The organism is Ectobacillus soli, from assembly GCF_042610425.1.
In the GTDB taxonomy this organism is placed as follows: domain Bacteria; phylum Bacillota; class Bacilli; order Bacillales; family Bacillaceae_G; genus Ectobacillus.
This window is the reverse complement of sequence record NZ_JBGJZM010000001.1, coordinates 2070108-2093476: the sequence shown is the minus strand read 5'-3', so window position 1 is coordinate 2093476 and position 23369 is coordinate 2070108. Positions and strand designations below refer to the sequence as shown.

General features: G+C 41.9%; 17 protein-coding genes and 2 pseudogenes. 11 read left to right on the top strand and 8 right to left on the bottom strand.

Going from position 1 to position 23369, the window contains the following annotated elements:
• Nucleotides 1-97 precede the first annotated feature (97 nt).
• Together ACAN53_RS10600 and ACAN53_RS10595 are read right to left on the bottom strand one after the other, a co-directional pair.
• Complete coding sequence (locus ACAN53_RS10600) at nt 98-928, bottom strand: cobalamin-binding protein (RefSeq protein ID WP_379969732.1); 831 nt, start codon at nt 926-928, stop codon at nt 98-100.
• Between the two features lie 376 nt (nt 929-1304).
• Entirely contained in the window at nt 1305-2393 is a 1089-nt protein-coding gene (locus ACAN53_RS10595; protein WP_379969730.1) for an ATP-binding protein, read from the bottom strand.
• Nucleotides 2394-2633: 240 nt separating this feature from the next.
• On the opposite strand from ACAN53_RS10595, the gene ACAN53_RS10590 reads away from it, so the two are divergent.
• The 6 genes and pseudogenes from ACAN53_RS10590 to ACAN53_RS10565 all read left to right on the top strand — a co-directional run bounded on the left by ACAN53_RS10590 (nt 2634) and on the right by ACAN53_RS10565 (nt 6531).
• On the top strand, nt 2634-3242 hold the full coding sequence (locus ACAN53_RS10590) for a transglutaminase-like domain-containing protein (protein ID WP_379969728.1): 609 nt from the start codon (nt 2634-2636) through the stop codon (nt 3240-3242).
• A gap of 64 nt (nt 3243-3306) precedes the next feature.
• A complete protein-coding gene (locus tag ACAN53_RS10585) occupies nt 3307-3774 on the top strand; it encodes a GNAT family N-acetyltransferase (protein WP_379969726.1) in 468 nt (155 codons plus the stop codon).
• A complete protein-coding gene (locus tag ACAN53_RS10580; RefSeq protein ID WP_379969724.1) occupies nt 3774-4343 on the top strand; it encodes a YfiT family bacillithiol transferase in 570 nt (189 codons plus the stop codon). Before ACAN53_RS10585 ends, ACAN53_RS10580 begins: the two co-directional genes overlap by 1 nt.
• 61 nt (nt 4344-4404) lie before the next feature.
• Nucleotides 4405-4854: an ASCH domain-containing protein gene (locus ACAN53_RS10575; protein WP_379969722.1), complete on the top strand. Its 450-nt coding sequence runs from the start codon at nt 4405-4407 to the stop codon at nt 4852-4854.
• Between the two features lie 232 nt (nt 4855-5086).
• A pseudogene (locus tag ACAN53_RS10570) lies at nt 5087-5506 on the top strand (cupin domain-containing protein); the annotation flags it as partial.
• Between the two features lie 152 nt (nt 5507-5658).
• Nucleotides 5659-6531, top strand: coding sequence for a cation diffusion facilitator family transporter (locus tag ACAN53_RS10565; protein ID WP_379969720.1), 873 nt, complete (start codon nt 5659-5661; stop codon nt 6529-6531).
• Nucleotides 6532-6685: 154 nt separating this feature from the next.
• Here ACAN53_RS10565 and ACAN53_RS10560 read toward each other — a convergent pair whose 3' ends face one another.
• Nucleotides 6686-7126: a GNAT family N-acetyltransferase gene (locus tag ACAN53_RS10560; RefSeq protein WP_379969718.1), complete on the bottom strand. Its 441-nt coding sequence runs from the start codon at nt 7124-7126 to the stop codon at nt 6686-6688.
• Between the two features lie 120 nt (nt 7127-7246).
• Between ACAN53_RS10560 and ACAN53_RS10555 the strand changes: the two genes are divergently transcribed.
• The gene (locus ACAN53_RS10555; RefSeq protein ID WP_379969717.1) at nt 7247-7699 is read left to right on the top strand and encodes a MarR family winged helix-turn-helix transcriptional regulator; all 453 of its coding nucleotides are present in this window, start codon (nt 7247-7249) and stop codon (nt 7697-7699) included.
• 307 nt (nt 7700-8006) lie between these two features.
• Entirely contained in the window at nt 8007-8987 is a 981-nt protein-coding gene (locus ACAN53_RS10550; protein WP_379969716.1) for a ketoacyl-ACP synthase III, read from the top strand.
• 539 nt (nt 8988-9526) lie between these two features.
• Here the strand turns inward: ACAN53_RS10550 and ACAN53_RS10545 are convergent.
• Nucleotides 9527-9814 carry a YciI family protein gene (locus tag ACAN53_RS10545; protein ID WP_379969715.1) on the bottom strand — a complete coding sequence of 96 codons (288 nt, stop codon included), beginning with the start codon at nt 9812-9814 and terminating at the stop codon, nt 9527-9529.
• A gap of 663 nt (nt 9815-10477) precedes the next feature.
• Nucleotides 10478-10819: a hypothetical protein gene (locus tag ACAN53_RS10540; protein ID WP_379969713.1), complete on the bottom strand. Its 342-nt coding sequence runs from the start codon at nt 10817-10819 to the stop codon at nt 10478-10480.
• 185 nt (nt 10820-11004) lie between these two features.
• Here ACAN53_RS10540 and ACAN53_RS10535 point away from each other — a divergent pair, with 185 nt between their 5' ends.
• The gene (locus tag ACAN53_RS10535; RefSeq protein ID WP_379969711.1) at nt 11005-19023 is read left to right on the top strand and encodes a glycoside hydrolase family 94 protein; all 8019 of its coding nucleotides are present in this window, start codon (nt 11005-11007) and stop codon (nt 19021-19023) included.
• A gap of 58 nt (nt 19024-19081) precedes the next feature.
• Entirely contained in the window at nt 19082-19477 is a 396-nt protein-coding gene (locus tag ACAN53_RS10530; protein ID WP_379969709.1) for a hypothetical protein, read from the top strand.
• 8 nt (nt 19478-19485) lie between these two features.
• Here ACAN53_RS10530 and ACAN53_RS10525 read toward each other — a convergent pair whose 3' ends face one another.
• The 3 genes and pseudogenes from ACAN53_RS10525 to ACAN53_RS10515 form a co-directional block, all read right to left on the bottom strand.
• Nucleotides 19486-19836: a DUF805 domain-containing protein gene (locus ACAN53_RS10525; protein ID WP_379969707.1), complete on the bottom strand. Its 351-nt coding sequence runs from the start codon at nt 19834-19836 to the stop codon at nt 19486-19488.
• Between the two features lie 131 nt (nt 19837-19967).
• A pseudogene (locus tag ACAN53_RS10520) lies at nt 19968-20543 on the bottom strand (transposase); the annotation flags it as partial.
• Between the two features lie 298 nt (nt 20544-20841).
• Nucleotides 20842-21951 (bottom strand): GerAB/ArcD/ProY family transporter, encoded by a 1110-nt coding sequence (locus tag ACAN53_RS10515; protein ID WP_379969705.1) that lies wholly within the window; start codon nt 21949-21951, stop codon nt 20842-20844.
• 340 nt (nt 21952-22291) lie between these two features.
• Here ACAN53_RS10515 and ACAN53_RS10510 point away from each other — a divergent pair, with 340 nt between their 5' ends.
• Nucleotides 22292-23362 (top strand): DUF5667 domain-containing protein, encoded by a 1071-nt coding sequence (locus tag ACAN53_RS10510; protein WP_379969703.1) that lies wholly within the window; start codon nt 22292-22294, stop codon nt 23360-23362.
• Nucleotides 23363-23369: the final 7 nt, after the last annotated feature.

Below are 23369 nucleotides of genomic sequence, written 5' to 3'. Positions count from 1 at the left end.
TTCAATTATGTTTCTACAAGTCGGGGGCGAACTGTTAAGTTGATGAGTGCATACGTTCTACCTCGGCTTATCGCTAAAAAAATGGTTAACCATGACCTTATAATACGAATTCAGAATGAAGTAACAAGTCAACTCCCTCATTACATTTTGGATAAATGTCAGGATGAAGGAGATACCCAATTTTAGCTAACCCGTTCAACAAACGGGGAGATGGTCTGCAATAAAGAGGTTCATCCAGAATGAAAAGTTGATTGTTTTGGATCGCATTCATATTCTCTAAACCTGGACGTTTTAGGATTACCTTTGGATTAACCTTCTTTTTCTGAACACCTACCCATACAACACATATAACGTCTGGATTTCGAAGCTTTATGTCTTCCCAATCTGTTTGGACGCTTGCTTCTGCTTTATCCTCAAAAATGTTTCGTCCTCCAGCAAGCCTACTGATCTCTGTTAGCCAATTCCCGGCGCCTGGAGTGAAGATTGGCTTCGCCCACCACTCCCAATAAAGTGTTTTTTGTGAATCTACTTGATGGCTTAAAGAGTCGTAGTATGTAAGAATACGAGTAAATTTTTCGTACAGTTGGTTTGCTTTGTCATATGCTTTCGTTGCTTTTCCGACAAACAAGAGACAGTCTCCGACTTCTTGTAAGGTTTGTGGATTCGGAACAATTACATACGGGATATTGCGTTTGTCCAGCTCCTTAATATTGCGTTCCATCCCTGGAACGGAAAGGGAGGCTAAAACTAAATCAGGCTGTAAGTTTTCTACCTTGTCCATATCTATGTCTAAATCTGGTCCCAACCTTGGTAATCCATTGATTTCTTCGGGCCAATCAGAAAAATTATCTACCCCGATTAGTGACGGGGTTAATCCTAAATATGCAACTAATTCGGTATTGCTCGGACAGATGGAAATCAATTTCAATTTAATCCCCCCATATATAAATGATCTGACTAATTATTACAATACCATATATTGGAATGCAATAGGGCAGTAAGGAATGCTTATTGTTTAAAGAGCTGCTGTTGGTGACAGTCGATAATATGCATAGCGGTAAGACTGATACGTAGGTTTTAACGGCCGAACGCCGTAATTAGTTCTTTGAGTGGATTTGTTTATATTAAAAAGAGTGAAACCTCGTAGGCAAAGAAAGTAAAATCCTACCTTTCTCTTTATACACGTAAACTAGTTTCGTGTGCAGGAAAAAAGCAGGATAATGTAATAATTAAGGAATGTTCAGTCTTAGCCGAACTTCTTTGCTACTCGGACTCCTGACCATATAATTAATAAAATGAAACATTTAGGTTATAGGCAACACAATCTTCACTTTCGTGCCATAATTTAACTGACTTTCTATGGACACTATGCCGTTATGTTTATGAATAATTTGATATACCAGCATAAGGCCAAGTCCGCTTCCTTTTTTATCAGTTACATAAAAGGGTTCTCCCAATTTCTCCAGTAATTCAATCGGGATGCCACAACCCTCGTCTGTAAATATAATTTCTACACGATTATCATGGGTCTCTAAATGAATGGCTAGCTCTCCTCCATCAGGCATGGCGAGAAAGGCATTATTCATAATGTTTCTGAAGGCGTGAATCATTTGATTTTCGTTACAGAGTATCAGCCAGCTGTCTGCAAGGTATGGATACGAGATTGTGACCGTATACTTACTAGAATCAACTTCCATCAATTTTAACGCATGTTGAAGCAATTCTAGTATGTTCATTTCAACTACTTGTTCTTGTATGGGATCAGCAAGAATCATGAACTTTGTGATAATATTTTCTATCTCCTGAATTTCTTGACTGATGATATCGGCATAAGCCGTTAGGGTGTGATTCGGATGATGATTGAATAGTTGCCAGAATCCTTTCAGTGTAGTGAGAGGATTTCGAATTTCATGTGCGACGGTCGCTACTAATTGCCCGATGGCGGATAGTCGCTCTTGATAAATCATATGTTCTTCTGCTAATTTTTTTGCGGTAATGTCGACATGGACAATGACTGCTCCGGTGCTTTTGCCAGCTCCTTGCTGAAGAGGGGTTACGTACATGAGAAACCATCTTTTTTCATCAGGGGAGTGGCACGGATATTCATAGGAAAAGCTTTCTTGTCTTCCATTCAGAATAAATTTCAGGTTCCGTAAGACATAGATCATTTCCGTTATGCCAGCATTTTTATAGCTGCGGAGGCAAACTTCAAAGTAGTTAATTCCAATTCCGCATTTCTTTATATCTCCACCGTTTTTCGAGCAGAATTCTCCCCACTGATTATTGGTATGGATAATAAATCCGTCCTGATCGATTACGACTACATTTTGCGCCATAGAATTTATAATTTGATCACTCATAAAGGGATGTTGGAAGTAGGGGTTAGTTGTCATAATCAGAATCCTCCTGCTGCTAGCGTTGTATAGTAAGTTTATCAGATGTGATTTGGGATTATTGTCGAATGATGTCCTAGTAGAAGATACGTAGGGCAGTTTTAGATGAACAGTCTATCCTTTTTAGGATGGGTAGCGTGGACGAAAATAATTGAATTTACATCCCAAATATATAGTATTATGGAAGAAATAATTTGTTGTTGCTTACCATACATACGATTTCATATGAGGGAGAAGCAAATGGAATTTATACCTGAATCTAAAAAGCTAGCAGACTATTTAGATGAATCAGATGAAGTAAACTATTCTCATCCTTTCATACAAGAAAAAGTCGACGAATTGTTTACAAGTGAGCAGACGGATCTTGAAATGGCAAAGTTAGCTTTCGAATATGTTCGTGATGAAATTTCTCATTCCTGGGATATTCAAAGTTCAAAGGTTACCTGTCGTGCAGATGAGGTACTGACCTACAACGAAGGAATTTGTTATGCAAAATCGAATTTGTTAGCAGCCTTATTACGAGCAAAGCGAATTCCTACCGGTTTTTGTTATCAGCGCCTTCTGCTATTTGATGCTCCAGAGGAAGGCTATTGCATCCATGCGCTTAACGCCGTCTTTCTTACATCAATCGGGCGTTGGATCCGCTTAGATGCGCGCGGGAATAAACCTGGAGTTCAGGCTGAATTTTCGATTGAAGAAGAAAAATTAGCATTTCCAGTAAATGAACAACAAGGTGAAATCGATTATCCAATCATTTATACAAAGCCTCATAAGAAAATCATTGATACATTAAAACAGCATACAAATGCAATCGAGATGTATACGAAATATTTGCCTTCGTATATATGATAATTGTATGAAAATTTACTTTTTATATTGAGTTTGACACAATCCAACGAAGGAAGGGACGCACGTGCATATACAATTAGCAGACGCATCACAAGCTCCTATTATTCACGCAATTATGATACAAGCTTTTCAAGAATACGAGAATGAAGTAGCGCCTTCTAGTGCGTTAGAGGAAACAGTGCAGTCGATCACGGAAGCGCTCGAAGATGGGGAGCAGGCTTTTATTGTTTTTATAGAAGATAATCCGGTAGGGATGGTTCGCTTTCGTATACAAGATACAGGTATTTATTTTTCCCGGTTATCAGTGGTTCCGGAAAAGCAGGGGCAAGGAATTGCGAAGAAACTCGTAACCGCCTTAGAAGAATACGCCGTTCAAAACGGGAAGCATACGGTGCGGTGCAAAGTTCGGATGAATGTTCCAAGAAATATCTTGCTATACGAATCCCTCGGCTACTGGACTTATAATGAAGAAATAGTACATAAGCCAAACGACATAGAAATAAAGGTCGCTTTAATGAAGAAGCAGGTATAATGAGGGAAACGACTGTACAAAATTTGATTTACAAGAAGGAGACCTACGTTTTGGATAGAAAATACCCGATTGGAACGTTTCAATTCGAAGGTGAACTGACGCCTGCAGTGATTAAAGATTGGATTCATGAAATTGAACAATTGCCGTTACAACTGCGTGATGTCGTCAGCAAGCTGAGTGAGGAACAGCTTGATACACCTTACCGGGATGGCGGTTGGACGGTTCGTCAGGTTGTGCATCATGTCGCGGATAGTCATATGAATGCGTATGTGCGTTTTAAGCTCGCACTTACCGAAAATCAACCTACCATAAAGCCGTATGAGGAAGCGAGATGGGCTGAATTACCGGATTCGAAGTTGCCTGTTAGCATTTCACTCATGCTGCTTGAGGCGCTGCACATACGTTGGATCATCTTGTTACGAAGCCTAAGTCCATCTGACCTAGAAAAGACATTTCTACATCCAGATTCAGGCATCGTTTCCGTTGGAAAAAACATCGGTATTTACGCTTGGCATGGCCGCCATCATCTTGCTCATATTACTTCTTTGTGTAATCGTATGGAGTGGTAAGCTCCTCGCAACTGAGAAGCGATGAAAAACGAACACGCATGAAGATTAGAGGGATGCAAGAATGAATGAAGTAGCGAAAGATTACTGGAATGCATTTTGGAAAAATAAAGAGAAACCAACGTCCGTTGAGGCCTGGCAATTCGGAGATGATCCAGATTATCTCGCTCAATTGGTAGTCGATGGCGTAAAAACAGCGACGTGTTCGGGCTATGTTTTTTATGAACTTGATCAAGAAGCTTTGCCAACAACAGAGGATTATAGCATTGTTTTAAACAGTCATGAAAATCTGGTAGCAATCATAAAAACGGTGGAAGTCACGGTCACACCGATGAACGAAGTATCAGAAGCGTTTGCGGTTGCCGAAGGAGAAGGCGATCGAACGTATCAATATTGGCGGGACACGCATGAAAGACTTTTCACACAAGAGCTAGCCAAATATGGGCTGACATTTTCAGAGGATATGTTGCTCGTCTGCGAACGATTTACGGTGATTGATGTGAAAGAAAATTAGCATATGGATGTTCAACCTTAATAAACAAAAGGGAAAACCATTCTTGCCAGAATGGTTTTTATTTGGTGAAAAAGAATAAGTATTTCGTTTTATTTTATTAAAAAGACAGAGAATGAATATGTTTTCACTATTGAGTTACTGCTCATAGTACTTCATTATGCCATCTTCCTGCCCCGTAACAATTACATGAAATAAAGTATTTGGGGAATAGTAAAGTTAAACTATTATTGAAGGAGACGGTTTAATGGAATTAAAAGATTATGGAGCAGAAGCGTTTGTGGTAAATATTGAGGATGTTACTAAGAAAAATGATACATATCGCACTGCCTTATGGACTGGGTCTCACTTGCAAGTTACTTTGATGAATATTGAAGTTGGAGAGGACATCGGTTTAGAAATTCATCCTAAAACGGATCAATTCTTACGTATTGAAGAAGGCCAAGGACTTGTTCAAATGGGTGATAGTAAGGAAAATCTAAATTTTGAAGAAAAAGTAAGAAATGACTATGCAATTTTGATACCTGCTGGTAAATGGCATAATGTAACCAACACAGGGGATAAACCACTTAAAATGTACTCTATTTACGCACCCGCTGAGCACCCACATGGCACAGTTCATGAAACTAGAGCAATTGCAATGGCTGGTGAATAAAGTACGACACTAATTAATTGAATGATGATTGATAAATTAGGCTGATATCTTGAAAATTTAGTTTCACTCTATATATTTTGGTATATTGATATGTATATAATTAATAAGGAACATTCCTATTTATCAATATGTATAGGGGGAGAGAATTACTTATGTTAAATTCTGATAGAAGAGTTAAGATTGCTTTTTTATCCATTATGTCCAACACAATACTAATTATTTTTAAATTGATTGCAGGTTTTTTAAGTGGTTCAGTCAGTATTATTTCGGAAGCAATTCATTCAGGAATGGATCTAGTAGCCTCATTCGTAGCATTTTTTTCTGTCAGAAATTCTGCAAAGCCTGCAGATAAGAAACATCCTTACGGGCATGGGAAAATAGAGAATATTTCCGGCTTAATCGAAGGTCTTTTGATTTTTGTAGCTGCTGCACTGATTATTACGGAGGCAGTTAAAAAAATACTGAATCCTGCTGAAATAGAACAAGCGAATATTGCAATCGCTGTTATGCTTGTATCAGCACTTATCAATTTGGCTGTGTCAAGAAAGTTGTACAAGGTTTCTCAGGAGGAAGATTCGATGGCTCTTGAGGCAGATGCCCTCCATTTGAAAACAGATGTTTACACTTCTTTGGGAGTGGGTATAGGAATTCTTCTTATCAAGCTTACGGGTCTAAGTATACTGGATTCGATTGTTGCCATACTTGTAGCATTGATCATAATCAAGGAGGCGTGGGAACTATGTAAAAATGCTTTTGACCATCTTCTTGATTCAAAGTTGTCTGATGAAGAAGAAGCAGAGGTAAAAAAAATCATCAGCGAACATAGTCATCAATTTATTGATTATCATAAGCTTAAAACAAGAAAGTCAGGCAATAAGAAACATATTGATTTTCATATCACTGTTCCCCCTGATCTTACAGTCAAAGAAACACATGATATTATTGGTAGCCTGAAAAAGGATTTGAATGAAACATTAAAAAATACCCGGGTAAATATTCATGCCGACCCTGATGAAAAAAGATAAGGTCGGAAATTTAGGATGATATAAAGCTTTTTGTTGATTCAAATGGAGATATTTAACGCAAAAATTACAGGCTGATGATTAACCATCAGCCTAAAAGTATTTACGCCATGCTAATGTAAAGTGAAAAAAGATTGTAGGTTTGTCCAATCTAATCTTAATGAGTGGCCAATTCTTTTATCATTAATAAATGCGGAATCCCATCTTCCATAAAGACAGCAGATGAAGTCTTATAGCCAAATTTTTGATAAAAGCCTTCTGCATGTGTTTGCCCGTGTAGTTTCGCTTTGGATACTCCTCTTTCTTTTGCGAGTTTTTCTAATGCTTGAATAATTATTTTCCCTAGACCAACTTTACGATAAGACGGTAAAATACAAATTCGCTCTAATTTCCCGAATCCATCTACGATTCTTAGTCTTCCGACTCCAACAGGCTGTTCTTTATAATAGGCTAATATGTGCTCACATTGTCCATTCAACGTATCGAATTCGTCAAATTCATCTTGCAGTGGTACCCCTTGCTCCTCAACAAATACGGCTTTTCGAATTTCAAACGCTTGTTTTAAATCGTCCTCTACGGTTATTCTTTTTGCATACATCAATCTTCAATCCTTTTCTAGCTTTATTTTTTGAGACAGGTCATAATAATGTAGTCTATGAATAGTATACGTGATATTATTATTGTTGTAAATGCAACAAAAAAGTTAGGGGTTTTTCGAATGAAGGAAATTCTGCGTGAAATTGGTATGATTGCAAGGGCGCTAGACTCGATCAGTAATATAGAATTCAAAGAATTTGACCTTACAAAAGGGCAGTATTTGTATGTGGTTCGCATCTGTGAAAATCCCGGAATCATTCAAGAAAAAGTTGCCGAAATGATAAAGGTTGACCGCACGACAGCAGCTCGTGCAATAAAAAAGTTGGAGATGCAAGGGCTTATAGAAAAGAAAGACGATAAAACGAACAAAAAAATTAAACGGTTATATCCAACTTTGAAAGGGAAAAATGTCTATCCTCTTCTAAAAAAAGAAGGGGAGTATTCCAATCAGGTGGCATTGTCTGGATTTACGCCGAAAGAAGCTGAAGCCATTTTAACACTTCTGCAAAGGGTAAGAAAAAATATTGAGGTGGATTGGGAGTTCGTGAAAAAAGGAAACAAGCGGGAATATTGATCTACCTGAATGGCTAATGGGCGAAAGGAAAAATGGAAGAGAGGCGTTCACTTGGCTTATTGTCATCACACTTCATTTTCTTTATTTTGTTTAATGCTTTGGGTTCATCTGTAGATATATTAGCGTTTGTTCTTGTCATGAGGCTCGTACCGAAGTAGGCAGTACGGCGAAACAAGTATTGGAAGGCTGTATTGTTAGATTTTTTGAGTTGAAGTGGGCAAAGTAAACATGATAGGATAGTTTTACATAATATTTAGTACCTAGTCATAATATGTAGTATAAAATAACAACAGGAGTGTTTCCGATTATGCATACATCAAAGGCACGTATTACAGCGATTGGTTCATATGTTCCAGAGCGGGTGTTAACGAATGCAGATTTAGAACAAATGGTCGAGACGAATGATGAGTGGATTGTGCAGCGAACAGGCATAAAGGAACGTCGCCTTGCTGCCGAAGATGAGTTTACAAGCGATCTTTGCGTGCAGGCGGTTCAAAACTTAATGCAATCCTCACAGAAGTCTGTGGAGGATGTGGATCTCATTATCGTATGTACGATGACACCTGATTTTCATACGCCAAGTGTAGCGGCAAGTGTACAAGGAAAATTAGGCATCCGAAACACCGGCGTCATCGATATCAATGCAGCGTGTGCTGGATTTACGTACGGATTGCATATGGCGAACGGCCTGATTACGGCAGGTCTGCACAAGAAAGTTCTTGTCATCGGCGGAGAGACACTATCAAAAATTATGGATTATACCGACCGCACGACTTGTATTCTTTTTGGAGACGGTGCGGGGGCTGTTCTCGTGGAATATGACGAAAAAAATCCAAGTTTCTTTGCCACTCACATGGGCTCAGACGGTGCAGGCGGCATCAATCTCTATAGCACGAATTTATCGAATCGTATGGGTGAAACCGAATTAGTAGATAACGGTTTCTTGGTACAAAATGGCCGGCAAGTGTATAAATGGGCAGTAACAACTGTCCCGCAAGGTATACAAAAGTTGATGGAAAACAGCGGGATGCATCTAGCAGATGTCGATTGGTTTGTTCCGCATAGCGCAAACCTCCGCATGATTGAATCAATATGTGAAAAGAGCGAGTTCCCTGTTGATCGCACCTTGACCAGCCTAGTGGAGTGCGGAAATACATCAGCGGCTTCTATACCACTTGCTTTAGATAAAGGATTTCGGGAAGGAAAACTACAAGCAGGGGACACACTTCTTTTATACGGATTTGGTGGCGGGTTGACGCATTGCGGGTTGTTGGTGAGATGGGGGTAGGTGGAATGAAATGCTCGGAATCGTGCCGGGCGAGTGCATAATTTAAGTGAGGCTAACGCTATGGTTCCCGCGCACGTTGAAAAAATGGGTTGTAGGTAATCGAAGCTACGGATTAGTAACCACATCGTGAAAAAAAGAAAGAAGCCGGTAATTAAAGCTCGGATTAGTGACCGCATCGTGAAAAAAAGAAAGAAGCCGGTAATTAAAGCCCCGATTAGTGACCGCATTGTGAAAAAAAGAAAGAAGCCGGTCACTAAAGTATCTGATTAGAGCCCGCATTGTGTCAAAAAGAAAGAAGCCGGTAATTAAAGCCCGGATTAGTGACCGCATTGTGAAAAAAAGAAAGAAGACGGTCACTAAAGCATCGGATTAGAGCCCGCATTGTGAAAAAAAGAAAGAAGACGGTAATTAAAGCCCGGATTAGTGACCGCATTCTACACAAATCACCGCAGCCGGTCACAATCCATTCATATCCATTAAAAAAGGGCACGTAATGCTCATTTCCGTGCCCACCAATATATCGAATGTTTTTCAAAAATTTACTTCAGAAACACATTAAATTTTTCATCATATTTTGATGGCGTAAACTCAATTAACTCATACTCAGCAATTTCATGTTCATAAAATGGGTCTTCTGCAATAATATTCATTACTTGCTCTTTAGAAGATTGGTTAATTAATATAACACCACCTATGCGTGGATTTCTTCTACCAGAAAATATAAAATTCCCAAGTTGATAATTTTTATCTAAGTAATGTTTATGTTCTTCTAAGTATTCGTCTACCCTTTCCAAAGATGTCTTGTATGTTAACAAAGCAAAAAACATGAAAGTGCCTCCCTTTTATCGTATTATCATTTCTATTTTATAATAGAATCGTACAAAAAAGGGAATGATAGGAATTAAATAGTGGATATTAATATAGTAATAGTTTTGATGGATTAGGAGCTTGAGTAATGGTTTGGATCATAAGTTGGGGAACTCGGATCATAAACGGTCCATGAGGTCCTCAATCTGTGGGCTGAACTGGGGTTCGGATCATATATGACTGATTTTGGATCATATCCGATGAAGTTCGGATCATAAGTTGGGGAACTCGGATCATAAACGGTTCATGAGGTATTCAATCCGTGGGCTGAACGTGGGTTCGGATCATATATGACTGGTTTTGGATCATATCCGATGAAGTTCGGATCATAAGTTGGGGAATTCGGATCATAAACGGTTCATGAGGTATTCAATCTGTGGGCTAAACTGGGGTTCGGATCATAAGTTAGTCATTTTGGATCATATCCGATGAAGTTCGGATCATAAGTTGGGGAATTCGGATCATAAGTTAGTCATTTTGGATCATATCCGAATGAAGTTCGGATCATAAGAATAGGGTAGTAAGTTGTATGCATCTAGTAATTATCGGTCAAGACATCGAGGACAGAGAGTGAGGATGTGGATTCTAGAATGTATTATGATGTGTCTACAAGGGGTATTTCATTAAATATTTAGATGATTTTTTATCTTTTGAACATCAGTTTTGTTCATCCATAGGTCGTTTTGGAATACTTGTTGTGTTATTTTGATTTCTTCCACATCTGTTTTTACAATTTGAAGCTCGGATTTTAATTCAGCGACGTCTATTTTCAGCACAGCGACATCTGTTTTCAGCACAGCGACGTCTGTTTTCAACACAGCGACGTCTGTTTTCAACACAGCGACATCTGTTTTTAATTCAGCGATATCCTTTTTCACATCTTCTAAATCAGTTTGCATGATTTTCACGATACGATTGGTTTCTAAAATTGCTTGCATGAGTTCTTTATTGCTGATTTCTGACATTTACATTCTCCTTTCTTTTTACTTGTCCACCTAGAGTTTATCAGAATCCGACCATGAAATCTAGAATGATGTGGATTCGTTTTTTTAGTTTTTCACTGCTTTCCTCACCATAAAATCCCTCTTGTTTTGCATAAAAGGGTCTCATAAAGGGCATCATTTTTGGTAATGAAACCTAGGAGGCTCTTATGATTCTTACTACTGATCAACTAAGAACTAGGGGACACGAGTTTGCCCTTATGCATGAAGTTTGTGAACCAAGTCGCTTGAAGGTTCGGTTTTGGCCAGCTTTTCGGTCTGATATGGCTAGCTTGCACGAGTTTGCGGAGCAGGTGAGTCTTAGCAAAGGTCATTGTAAGCAGCCGGCGGAGGATTGGTTGCTTGATCACATTCATTTTCTAGAGACGCAGTCGCAGGAAGTGATGCGAAATTTGCCGCGGGCTACGCTTCATAAGTTGCCGCGCATACGTTCAACCGGCCAGCCTCGTATATATGCTCTTTGTGATGATTATTTGGAGCATGTGGATGGTTGCTATGATGCACATTCTTTTGAACAGTATGTGCTGTCATATCAGGAGGTCTCGGTTCTTCGCGTGGCGGAGTGCTGGGCGTTGCCGAGTGCGCTTCGCGTGATGATTATTCGTAGGCTTGCGAAGACGATGCGAGATGTACGCAATCGACATGAGGTGTGTCATTTCGTTTCCTCTTTGCTTGGTGAAATGACGAAGAAGCAGCTATCAGATGATGAGGTACGTGCTTTACTTGAGAGGGTGGCACGGAAACAAACACTCGGTCCCATTGAAATTGTACATATTGTTCGGCATTTGCGGGAGCAGGAACCGGATATTCACGTTGTTCAGGAGTGGCTGGCGGCCTATGTTGGGAACAGCGAGGAAAGTCTTGATCACATCGTTTCCCTTGAGCAACAGCTTCAGGCTGAGTTGCAGGTGACATGCGGTAATCTCGTACAAAGCTTGCATCGACTCGAACGTTTGCCATGGCGAAAGTCGTTCGCTCGCTTGTCTCATGTCGAGCAAATTCTTTTATCCGATATAACGAGTGAGTACAAGGAGATTGATGAAGTAAGTCAAAATGTCCTTCGTACGCGCGTAACGGATATAGCATACCAGCTTCATGTTCCAGAGCCGATCGTTGCACAGACGGCTGTTTATCTTGCAAAGGAAAGACAGCATTCGGCAAATGTTGGGCTTAAGGATGCAAGTCTTGTTCATTATTTGTTGGATCCGCATGGGATGACGACCATGCGTAAGGAGCTTTGTAAGGTAACGCGTCCCCGTCAATTGCCGCAGCTTGCGATTCGTAGGAAGCCGATGGTTTCGTATGTATCGGCGTCTATCGTATTGTTGCTTGGGTTTATTTGGCTTGCTGGTACTTTAATAGCATCTGGAACCGGCGTGCAGCCGCTTGCTTGGCTTGTTATTGCAGTAGCTCTGGTGCTACCGATGAGTGAATGGGCGGTAACTACCCTGCATGGTTTAATAAGTCGGTGTTGCCGTCCTACTACGCTGCTTCGCTATGATTTTTCTGATAAACTTCCAAACGATGCGAAAACGATGGTTGTTATGCCAATCATTTGGTCGAGTATGGAAGAGGTAGACGATGTGATGGACCGGCTGCTCGTGCATTACCTAGCGAACCGACAAAAGCATATTTATTTCGGTGTACTGGCCGATTTTGCTGATGCCAATGAGGAAACGCAGCCTGGTGATGAAGAAATAGTGGCGCATGCGATTAAGCGCATAGACGCACTCTGCAACAAGTATGGCTTTGATCTATTTTTTCTTTTTCATCGTGCGCGTCTTTATAATGATGTCGATGAAGTATTTATGGGCTGGGAACGAAAGCGAGGAAAGCTCGTTGAATTTGTGGAGCTGTTGTCAGGCAAGGAAGATACGAGCTTTACAACGATTCATGGAAACAAAGAGGTTTTGTCTGGTATTCGGTATGTCTTTACGGCGGATCATGATACGCAGCTACCGATTGGGGTAGTTAGCCGCATGGCGGGAACGATTCACTTTCCCTATAATCGGCCGCGTTTAAATAAGGAAGAAACACGTGTGGTGGAAGGCTTCGGCGTATTGCAGCCACGCATTGGGGTAAACTTTGCATCTACGCAAAAATCTCGTTTTGCCTCCTTATGGTCCGAGGAACCAGGCATTGATCCGTATGCATTTGCGGTGTCAAATAGCTATCAGGATTTGTTTGGTCATGCTGTTTTTGTTGGAAAAGGAATTTTTGATGTGGAAGCATTTAAAAAAACGCTGGTGGATCGGATTCCAGACCATCATGTGTTAAGTCATGATGTACTAGAAGGTGGATTTCTGCGAACAGGGTTAACCTCTGATATTGAAGTAATTGAGTCACAGCCATCTACGTACTATGCGTTTGAGCGCCGAGCACATCGTTGGATTCGCGGTGATTGGCAGCTTATTAAGTGGATTGGACGGACCTGTAAGGATAGATATGGGGATAGTAAAAAGGTAGATTTATGCGGACTTACGCGGTGGCAAATTATTGATAATTTACGCAGAAGTCTGATGGCACCCGCTTTATTTCTAGTTGCACTGCTCGGTTTGCATCTATTACCGGGCCGTGCATTGGTATGGGAAATGATTGTACTGCTTACGATTTTTCTTCCATTTTTCATGGCTTGTGTGCATGTAGTAATGGGTAGCGGAAGAGTAAAGAGTATGAAGGTGAGCTTTCTGCAATGCGTGGTTCATCTACTGACTTTACCCTTTGCGGCGATTCTTTCGGTTGATGCGATTATTCGAACGTTGTATAGGTTGTATGTAAGCAAGCGGAAACTGCTAGAGTGGGTCACTTCTGCGCTAACGGACCGCAGTCCGGCACGTGGCCGCGTTTTTATGTACGAACTTGCGGGCTATATCGTCATTGCTTTCTTCTTAGGGCTTGCTTTTCTTTCCGGTGGTAGCCGTACTACAGCTTTTGCCTTCGCTGTCATTTGGCTGTTGGCACGACCTATTATTGTGCAGTTGAATCGACCGCCAAAGTCTATTTCGCATGCGTGGGTAGAGGAGGCAAAGCCGGAGCTACGAGACTTGGCTCGTCATATTTGGTCATTTTATGAGCGATATGTTACGAGAGAGGAATCGTGGTTACCACCTGATAATGTGCAATATCAGCCAAGTGAGCTTGTCGCCCATCGTACGTCACCGACGAATATTGGCATTTATCTTGCCTGCACGGTGGCATCTCGTGATTTACATTTTACCGATACAGAAGCGATGCTCTTTCGGATAGAATCTACCTTACAAACGGTCGAATCAATGGAAAAATGGAAAGGGCATTTGTTAAACTGGTATGATACACGCAGCGCTTCTCCTCTTACGCCGCGCTACGTTTCGACGGTAGACTCCGGAAATTTTGTCGCCTATTTAATGGTAGTTCGTCAGGCGCTTATCGAATGCGAGGAAGAGGAGTTTGCCTCTCGTATTCACATGATCATTGAAAAAATTGACGAGATTGTAGAACAAACCGATTTTAAAGCGTTGTATAACGATGACGAGCGTTTGTTTTGTCTTGGCTACCATGTTGATACGGAGCAAAAGGATACAATTTTGTATGATTTACTTGCTTCCGAGGCAAGGCAAGCTAGCTTTGTCGCAATTAGCTTAGGGCAGGTTTCCGTGTCTCATTGGTTTACACTGGGCCGTACGATGACCATGATTGATGGGTGCAAGACGCTTCTGTCATGGTCGGGAACGATGTTTGAGTATTTGATGCCAAGTCTACTCATGCGAACGTATCCAAACACCATTTGGGATTCAACGTACCGAGCGGTTGTGAAACGTCAGAAAACGTATGCCGATGGGCTAAAGCTTCCTTTTGGTATATCTGAGAGCGGGTACTATGCGTTTGATTATCAATTAAACTACCAGTACCGTGCGTTTGGGGTGCCGGGGCTTGGGATGCAGCGTGGTTTAGAAAATCATCAGGTCATCGCGCCGTATGCAACGATTCTGGCCCTTCCACATGCGAAAGAAGCAGCTGTCAAAGCCCTTCATTCGTTAGAATCCTATGATGCAAAAGGAACGTATGGATTCTATGAAGCGGTCGATTTCACAAAGACTCGCATGCCGCGTGGAGCCGATTATCAGGTAGTACAAAGCTTTATGGCGCATCACCAAGGGATGAGTATGCTTACGCTTGTGAATTTGCTTCAGGATGACATTATGGTGAACCGATTCCACCGTGATCCGCGCGTCTGTTCTGCTGAACTGCTCTTGCAGGAGCGTATACCAGCAAAGGCTGCCATGCTGACTGAGCCACTGGATCAGGTAAAAACGCTAGAATTCGACTGTCCGTCCGATGAAAGTGATCGAATCTTTACTGAGCCAACTGAAGCTTTAGAAGTGAATGTATTATCGAATGGACGATTGACAAGTGTGAATACCAACGTCGGTACAGGCATGTTGATGTGGAATAGTCTGGCTGTAACGAGGTGGCGAGAGGACCCAGTCGAAGATACATCAGGCCCAATTGTTTATCTGTATGACGTAGTGCAGGATAAAGCGTGGAGTGTCACGAACTTTCCTTGTGCAACGGGAGAGATGAAGACGTTATTTCGGTTAGATAAAACCGTTTATGAAGAATTATATGATGATATATCAACTAAGCTTGAAGTAACGATTGCATCCAATATGGATGCCCAGGTGCGCAGGCTTACGCTAACGAATACGGGAGCACAGGATCGAACACTTGAGGTGACCTCATTCCTTGAGTTAGCGCTCGCCCATCCCTCTGCGGATAGTGCGCATCCAGCTTTTAATAAATTATTTATTGAAACGAATCATGATTCAGGGGCTTCATGTCTAGTCGCAAAGAGAAGACGGCGTGAGGATGAGGAAGAAGAAACGTGGGCTGTTCATACCGTTTATGTGGATAAGCATGAGATTAGTGACTATGAATTTGAAACAGACCGAGCAGCCTTCATCGGGCGTGGTCATTCCTTGCAAGCACCAAAGGCTCTGCGTACACGTTTAAGCGGTGCAACGGGTTCGGTTGTTGACCCAGCCTTTGTGATGCGCCGGAGTATTCAATTGCCTCCACAAGCTACTGCGACGGTCTATATGGTAACCGGCGTTGCGAAAGAACGAGAAGAGGCACTTGCCATTGTAGATCATCTGCGGGAACCGCGGCAAGCAGACCGAGCGTTCCATCTTGCATGGGTACGCACGCAAATTGATCTTCGCCAAATGCACCTTACACGTAAAGAGGCAATGCATGCACATCTATTAGCGAGTCGTTTGTTGTATACACCACCGCTTTCACCGCTGCGCAGAGAGGCCATTTTACAAAATACATTAGGGCAGTCGTCTTTATGGTCGCATGGCATTAGCGGTGATATTCCGATGTTTGTCGTGTCTGTGCGCCATCATGCAGATTTGCCGTTTGTTTTAACCACCGCCTGTCAGCATCAGTATCTTAGCATGCTTGGTGTGGCTACTGAGCTTGTTATACTCGATGAAACGCACGGTAGTTACCAAGATGAATTTATGCATCGCGTCCATGATAATTTGAAGAACCGTGGCATTTGGAACCCGCAGCGGCTTATTTTCTTGAAAACATCTCATTTATCTGTTGAGGTGCGGACCCTTCTCTTTGCTGCGGCGCGCGTCATCATACGTGCAGGTGGGCCAAGTCTTAAGACGCAGCTACGTGTGAACAAACGAGACCTGCCAGAAGTACCATCTGCTTTGCCAATGAGCATGTCAACAAATAAAGCGATACGATTAGCGGCAAAGGGTGAATTTTATAATGGCTGGGGCGGATTTGTAGAAGGTGGTAAGGCGTATCAAATGCATGTCGGAGAGGGTGTATATTTACCTAGACCATGGAGTAACGTACTGGCTAATCCACATTTTGGATGCGTTGTAACGGAGCTCGGAACTGGTTATACATGGTGGCATAATTCAAGAGAATGCAAGCTGACACCGTGGACGAATGATCCGGTCCTTGACCGACCTGGTGAGTGTTTGTATTTGCGGGATATTGCCAGCAATGAAATATGGACCGCTGCCCCGAAGCCAAATGGAGACGGACGATCGTACAAGGTAACGCACGGCTTTGGCCAGAGCGCTATTGAACAATTGGACGGGGATATCGTGCATACGATGGAAATCACCGTACCGACGGAAGATCCGCTGAAATTGATGCAGCTTCGCCTGAAAAATACAAGCGAGGAAGAAAAAACGATTTCGATTACGTATTATGTGGAGTGGGTTCTCGGCGTTCTAAGGGAAGCACAGGCTCCTTTCATCGTTACCGAATGGGAAAATGGCACCTTACTTGCGCATAATCTATATCAAGAGACATTCCGAGATGCTACTGCTTTCCTCCATATTGCAGCGTCCGGCACAGTTTCCTATACCGGCGATCGAACCGATTTTATCGGACGCGGTAAAGCACAGAGGCCCGCTGCATTATTTCAAGACAAATTGTCGATGAAAGTCGGTACCTTTTCAAATTCATGCGGAGCCGTGCAAGCGCAGGTGAAACTACCAGCTGGCGGCGAAACTAGCGTTACGATATTACTTGGTTGTACTTCTTCGAAGGAGGAGGTGCACCGCCTTGTTAGCAAATATAGTCATCCTTCAGCCTTTGCGGATGCTCGTATAGATGTGAAAAAATATTGGGAGCGTACGCTCGGACAGGTGCAGGTGAAAACACCAGATCGCGGGATGGATATTTTGTTAAATGGCTGGTTATTGTATCAAGCACTCGTCTGCCGTTTGTGGGCACGGACTGCCTTTTACCAAGCTGGAGGGGCCTTCGGCTTTCGGGATCAATTGCAAGACGCACTTGCCTTCTTACATGTCGATCCAAGTATTGTTAGACGACAAATTTTGATTAATGCAGCGCATCAGTACAAGGAAGGAGATGTGCAGCATTGGTGGCATATTGACACAAGTAAGGGAATTCGTACTCTCTTTTCCGATGATTTGCTGTGGCTCCCTTATGCAGTGTCCCGTTACATTGAGCAAACCGGCGATGCTGACATTTTACAAGAAGAAGTAGCCTTTTTGCATAGTGATGTGCTGCGAGAGGGCGAGCTTGAGCGCTATGAAGATACGGTTATTTCAGAGGAAAAGGGCTCGGTGTTAGAGCATTGCCTCCGTGCCATTCGGCATTCGCTTAAATACGGCGAACACGGTCTTCCGCTTATGGGAATCGGTGACTGGAATGATGGTATGAGCCGCATTGGAGCAAAGGGACGCGGCGAAAGCGTCTGGCTCGGTTGGTTTTTACTTGATATTTTAAAACGGTTTGGAAGATTAGAGGATGGCATTCTTTCTGCAGATGTGAAAGCGCAGTTTGTAGAGGAATCCGCGAACCTTGCGAAGCATCTAAATGAGAAGGCGTGGGACGGCGGCTGGTTCCGCCGGGCGTTTACCGACGCCGGCACATGGCTCGGTTCCATTGAAAGTAAGGAATGCCGCATTGATGCCATTGCTCAGTCGTGGTCCGTCATTTCTGGCGGAACAACGCATGATCGCATGGAACGGGCGATGCGCTCCTTTGACCGCGAACTCGTTGACCGAAAACTTGGTCTTGCTAGATTGTTGACAAAAGCATTTAGTGAAACGAAACCAAGTCCGGGTTACATCCAGGGCTATCCGGCCGGCATTCGGGAAAACGGCGGCCAATATACTCATGGCGTCATCTGGGGCATTGTCGCTTGGTCGATGCTCGGCCGGAGGGACAAAGCATTCGAACTCTTCTCGATGCTAAACCCTATTTCGCACACGAAAACAGCACGCGACGTCGAAACATACGGAAACGAACCATACGTCATGTCCGCCGACGTCTACACCGCCCATCCACACGAAGGGCGAGCCGGCTGGTCCTGGTACACCGGTGCCGCGGGCTGGATGTACCAAGCTGGACTCGAACATGTACTTGGCGTAAAGAGACAGGAGAACCGACTGTATATTACGCCATGCGTACCGTACGATTGGGAATCATTCGAGGTGAACTATCGATATGGGGAGACGCTGTATGCCATTACCATATTTTCCGGGGAAAATGAATCGTTTACATGGGTAGTAGACGGAAAAAATGTAGGAGCAGCAGCGTATCTAGAGCTCGTCGATGATGGAGGCGTGCACAAGGTCGAGGTTTTTGCGAATACAAGAAAATACGGAGAAGAAGGAGGAGGCTGAGGAGCCTTCTTCTTTTTTGGATGGGGGAGGGAAGTGAAAATATAACGGCGGAGGGGGAGTGAGGAAGGAGGAAAGAAGAGAGAAAGGGAATTTTAACGGCGGAAACCTAAGGTTTAACGGCGGAACAGAGGGGAATAACGGCGGGAAAGGTAGGTTTAACGGCGAAGGGGGAGCGAGGAAGGAGGAAAGAAGAGAGAACTGGAATTTTAAGGGCGGGAACCTAAGGTTTAACGGCGGAACAGAGGGAAATAACGGCGGGAAAGGTAGGTTTAACGGCGAAGGGGGAGCGAGGAAAGAGGAAAGAAGAGAGAACTGGAATTTCAACGGCGGAAACCTAAGGTTTAACGGCGGAACAGAGGGGAATAACGGCGGGAAAGGTAGATTTAACGGCGGAAAAATTCTAACTAAAATAAAAAAACCGCTCTATCAATGGATAGGCGGTTCATGCAAATGACATTCGCTTCATGTTGTCAGGTTGTTTGCTGGTCCAAATGTTTGATCATTTTCTTTGGTTGGGAGACAGAAGAATACAAGTAAAATAATGTGACCGATTATCGGAAGGATAGCGAGTAGTAAAAACCATCCACTTCTTCCTGTATCGTGTAATCGACGAACGGAAACTGCTAGAGATGGTAATAGAACAGCTAATGTATAAATCCACGCTAAAACTTGAGATAGATGAGCTACCGACTGAATGATTCCTAAAACGATTGAAATTAATAAGTTAATAAGTGCAAACATCCAATACTCTTTACGGTTAGCTCTTCCTTCAAATCCTACATAATTCTGCAATACCTTCACATATTCGTTCACTTCTATTCCCCCTCAGCAAGCGATTGTATTCGGTAACAGTAATGTAATTACAATTACCATAATAAGTATAGCATAATCAAATTATATAAAAGTTAGAAAATTTTGATATTTGAATCAATTTCATGATAATTTTTTTCGTAGATGGTTTCTTGATCTTCTCGTTCTTGTTTTTCCTTTTGAAAGGCTTCTTGTTCAGCCTTCGATTTACGGCCACGCTTTTTCGGTTGTGGTTTGGGCTTTTTTTCTTGTGGCGCAGCTCGGTCTCGTGATTCAAAATGTGTCGCATCAATCGAAACGACATCATCCTGAAGAAAACCTTCTTGAATAGCTTGAAGAAGCAAGGTTTCTTGAACGGTTTCAAGCGCATTCGACTCACTTAACTTTTGAGTAAAACGAGAAAAGGAAGCCTCTGATGGGATATGATCAGAGAACAAGAAACCACACTCAAGATGAAACATAAAATCATTTCGTAACCGTTTCACGAGATCTTTAATGGTGGGAATACGTTCCACGATACGAGCAACGAGAGCATAGATCATTGCTGGATAATTAAGTTCAGTAGGAGCACCATAAACATTCTTTTTTGACACGACAACTAACAAGGGTTCAATGTGTAAAGTCGAAAATATGTCTTCAAATCGTTTCGTTGGTTCCATTTCATATAAATCTTGCATGTCAAACAAGCTTCCTTGTCGTTTAATAGACATAGGGAGTCACCTTCCATTCTTGTGTCGTTACTAAACAGTATACAGGAATTTGTGGGGTGCCTTTTTTTTATACATTGAACTCCTTGGGGGACAAGGGCTTTAAATTATGAAATTGATTCAACTATTAAAATTTTATTTGCTTTTTTAATTAATTTAAGAGTGCCATGCTTGAATAACAAGAGTATCGCTTTCCTTGTTCAACGGGCGCATTTCTATAGTAAGAAATGAGGGGACATAAACGGGTAAATACCATCAATTGTCTCCACGGAATTTTTAAATTCACAAAATATTGTATATGTTATTGATTTATAGGCGTATAATCTCGTTTTCCTTTCCGTTTCTTTTTCCTTATGATAGCAATGAGAAGAAGAAGTATAGGAATCACCAAGTGAAATGTATCATAGTAAAAAGGTAGTGATCTTCCATATGCTGCAATCAGTTCCTGCAAATTAGAAGCTGACCAAATACTGAAAAGGATCAACAAAAAACCGAGTGGAAATACGACAGGGCGATAGTCAGAGAGATGTAACCATTGGGCTGTACCAAGAACCAACACATAATAGTACACCGAGATTTTAATGAACGCCCCTAACACCCAAATTGCCATCACGATCGCTTCAACATGTTCAAAAAAATTTCCAATGCTGATGTATCGGGAAACATCCATCAACGGGTAGAGCCTGTCGGCTGTACTTTCTCCGAATACGAAGAGAGCAGTCAAATTAAAAATAGTCAAGGTAAGCATGGCGCTGAATATCGAAATCATCCCCCATTTCATTCCTTTTTTCCGGTCAGTCAAGAAAGGAAATATATAAGCAAATAAAGCATAATGGGTGAACCAGCTTTGTGGTGCCCCCTTAATGGAGGGCATGATGCCATGCTCCATGATCGGAAACATATTCTTCGGTTCTAAATCCGGAATGATCAGGATGATAATCAACAGCCACATCAAAATCAAAAATGGCACAAAGAGCTGGGTGAATCTTCCCAATACTTCCACCCCTCCGCGTACTGTAAAGGCAGAGACAAGAACCATACTTGCTAAGACCACAATCGTCGGAGTTTTACTGTAAAAATTACCAACCAAGTAATCTCCGTAAATCCTGATGAGAGATGCATTAATGTGCAGTAAATAGAATAAGTAGAAAAAACCAACGGCTTTTCCCGGGATTGTGCCAAGAATATGTACACTGTACTGGATAAGCGTCTCCTTCGGATAGAGCCTGCTCAATTGATATATAATACAAAGAACAAGAAAGCCTGTAAGGGAAGCCCAAATCGGCGACAGCCACATATCTCGATCCGCTGCTTTCGCTGTAATGTTTGGTAATAAGGCCCCGCTTGCGATTATAGTTGCATACGTGATCATTCCCATCTGTAAGGCTGAAATTTTCCCTTTCTCCAGCATCTTTTCACTCCCATTCCATTTTTTGTTATTATCCCACTAAATATTGAAAAAAATGCTTAAATCAATAAAATACTGTATATGTTATGGATTTATAGGCGTAGGATTTCTTTTTTCTTTCCGATTCTTTTTCCGTATGTTTGCGATAAGCAATAGCAAATCGGAATGAACATCAGAATAGATGCTATATAAAAGGGCTGATGGTTCCACCGGCTTTTTCATCTCAGAGGTGGGTTTTGTCCCACCCTCATTCTTCTTCTTCAAGAAAATATGAAGTTACCCCCACAAAAAATATAGGTCCTCCGAATAAGTATAGTGAATAACAAAATGGGGGAACTAACTAATGAATAAACTAATCAAAAGCGCCATGACTACTTTTATCGCTGGAAGTATGATGATGACTGGAACAGCAGCATTTGCAGCAAGTAATGATACAACTGTAGCACCACAAGTAGCACAGCCAAACCTTGTTGAAGGTGATTTCTTCTATTTTGTCAAAACAACGGTTGAACAAATTCGCCTAGCACTTGCGACGAATGATTTAGATAAAGCGAAGCTATTATCTGAACAAGCAGCCGAGCGTATTGCTGAGGCAAATGTATTGAACGAAAAAGGAAATGATACACTTACGCAGGATACACTTCAAAAAGCTGCAGACAGCATTGAAAAATCAGAAAAACTAACTGGCGAAGATACCGCAACGCAACCGGCAACAACGCAACCAGCAACAACGCAACCAGCAACAACGCAACCAGCAACAACGCAACCAGCAACAACGCAACCAGCAACAACGCAACCGGCAACAACGCAACCGGCAACAACGCAACCAGCAACAACACAACCGGCAACAACACAATCAACAACAACTCCTGTAACAAAAGAAAGTAAGGAACAAGAAAAGAAAAAGGAAGTACAAGTACATATTGGACATAACATCGAAGCATTGGCAGCGGTGCTTGATAAAGTGAAAAATCCACAAGCGAAAGAAGCCATTGCAAAAAATATCGAGAAGAGCTTCACGAAGCTTGCTGCAAAAATTGAAAAATTAAAAGAAACTCAAACAGCACAGCAAACAGAAAATACAAATCTTCAAGTTGTAGGAGAAACGCAAGCAGCTCCAGCAACAAATACAGCAGTTACAAACACAAATGGAGCACAAACGACAACAAATGAAGCAGGAGAGAATGTAACAAATCCGGCAAGTGAGCAACACCCAGAAGTTGCCGCAACACAAAATGGATCCATACAACAACCAGTAACACATGAACAAGAACATACTGCCACATCAGCTCCAACGCAAAAAGTAGAGAATGAACAAAACAATCATAAAGAAGATAAAAAAGTAGAAAAGAAACAAGAAAAGGTTGAAAACGAGAAAGATAATCAAAAGAAAAATAATGAAAAAGATAGATAATATTTCA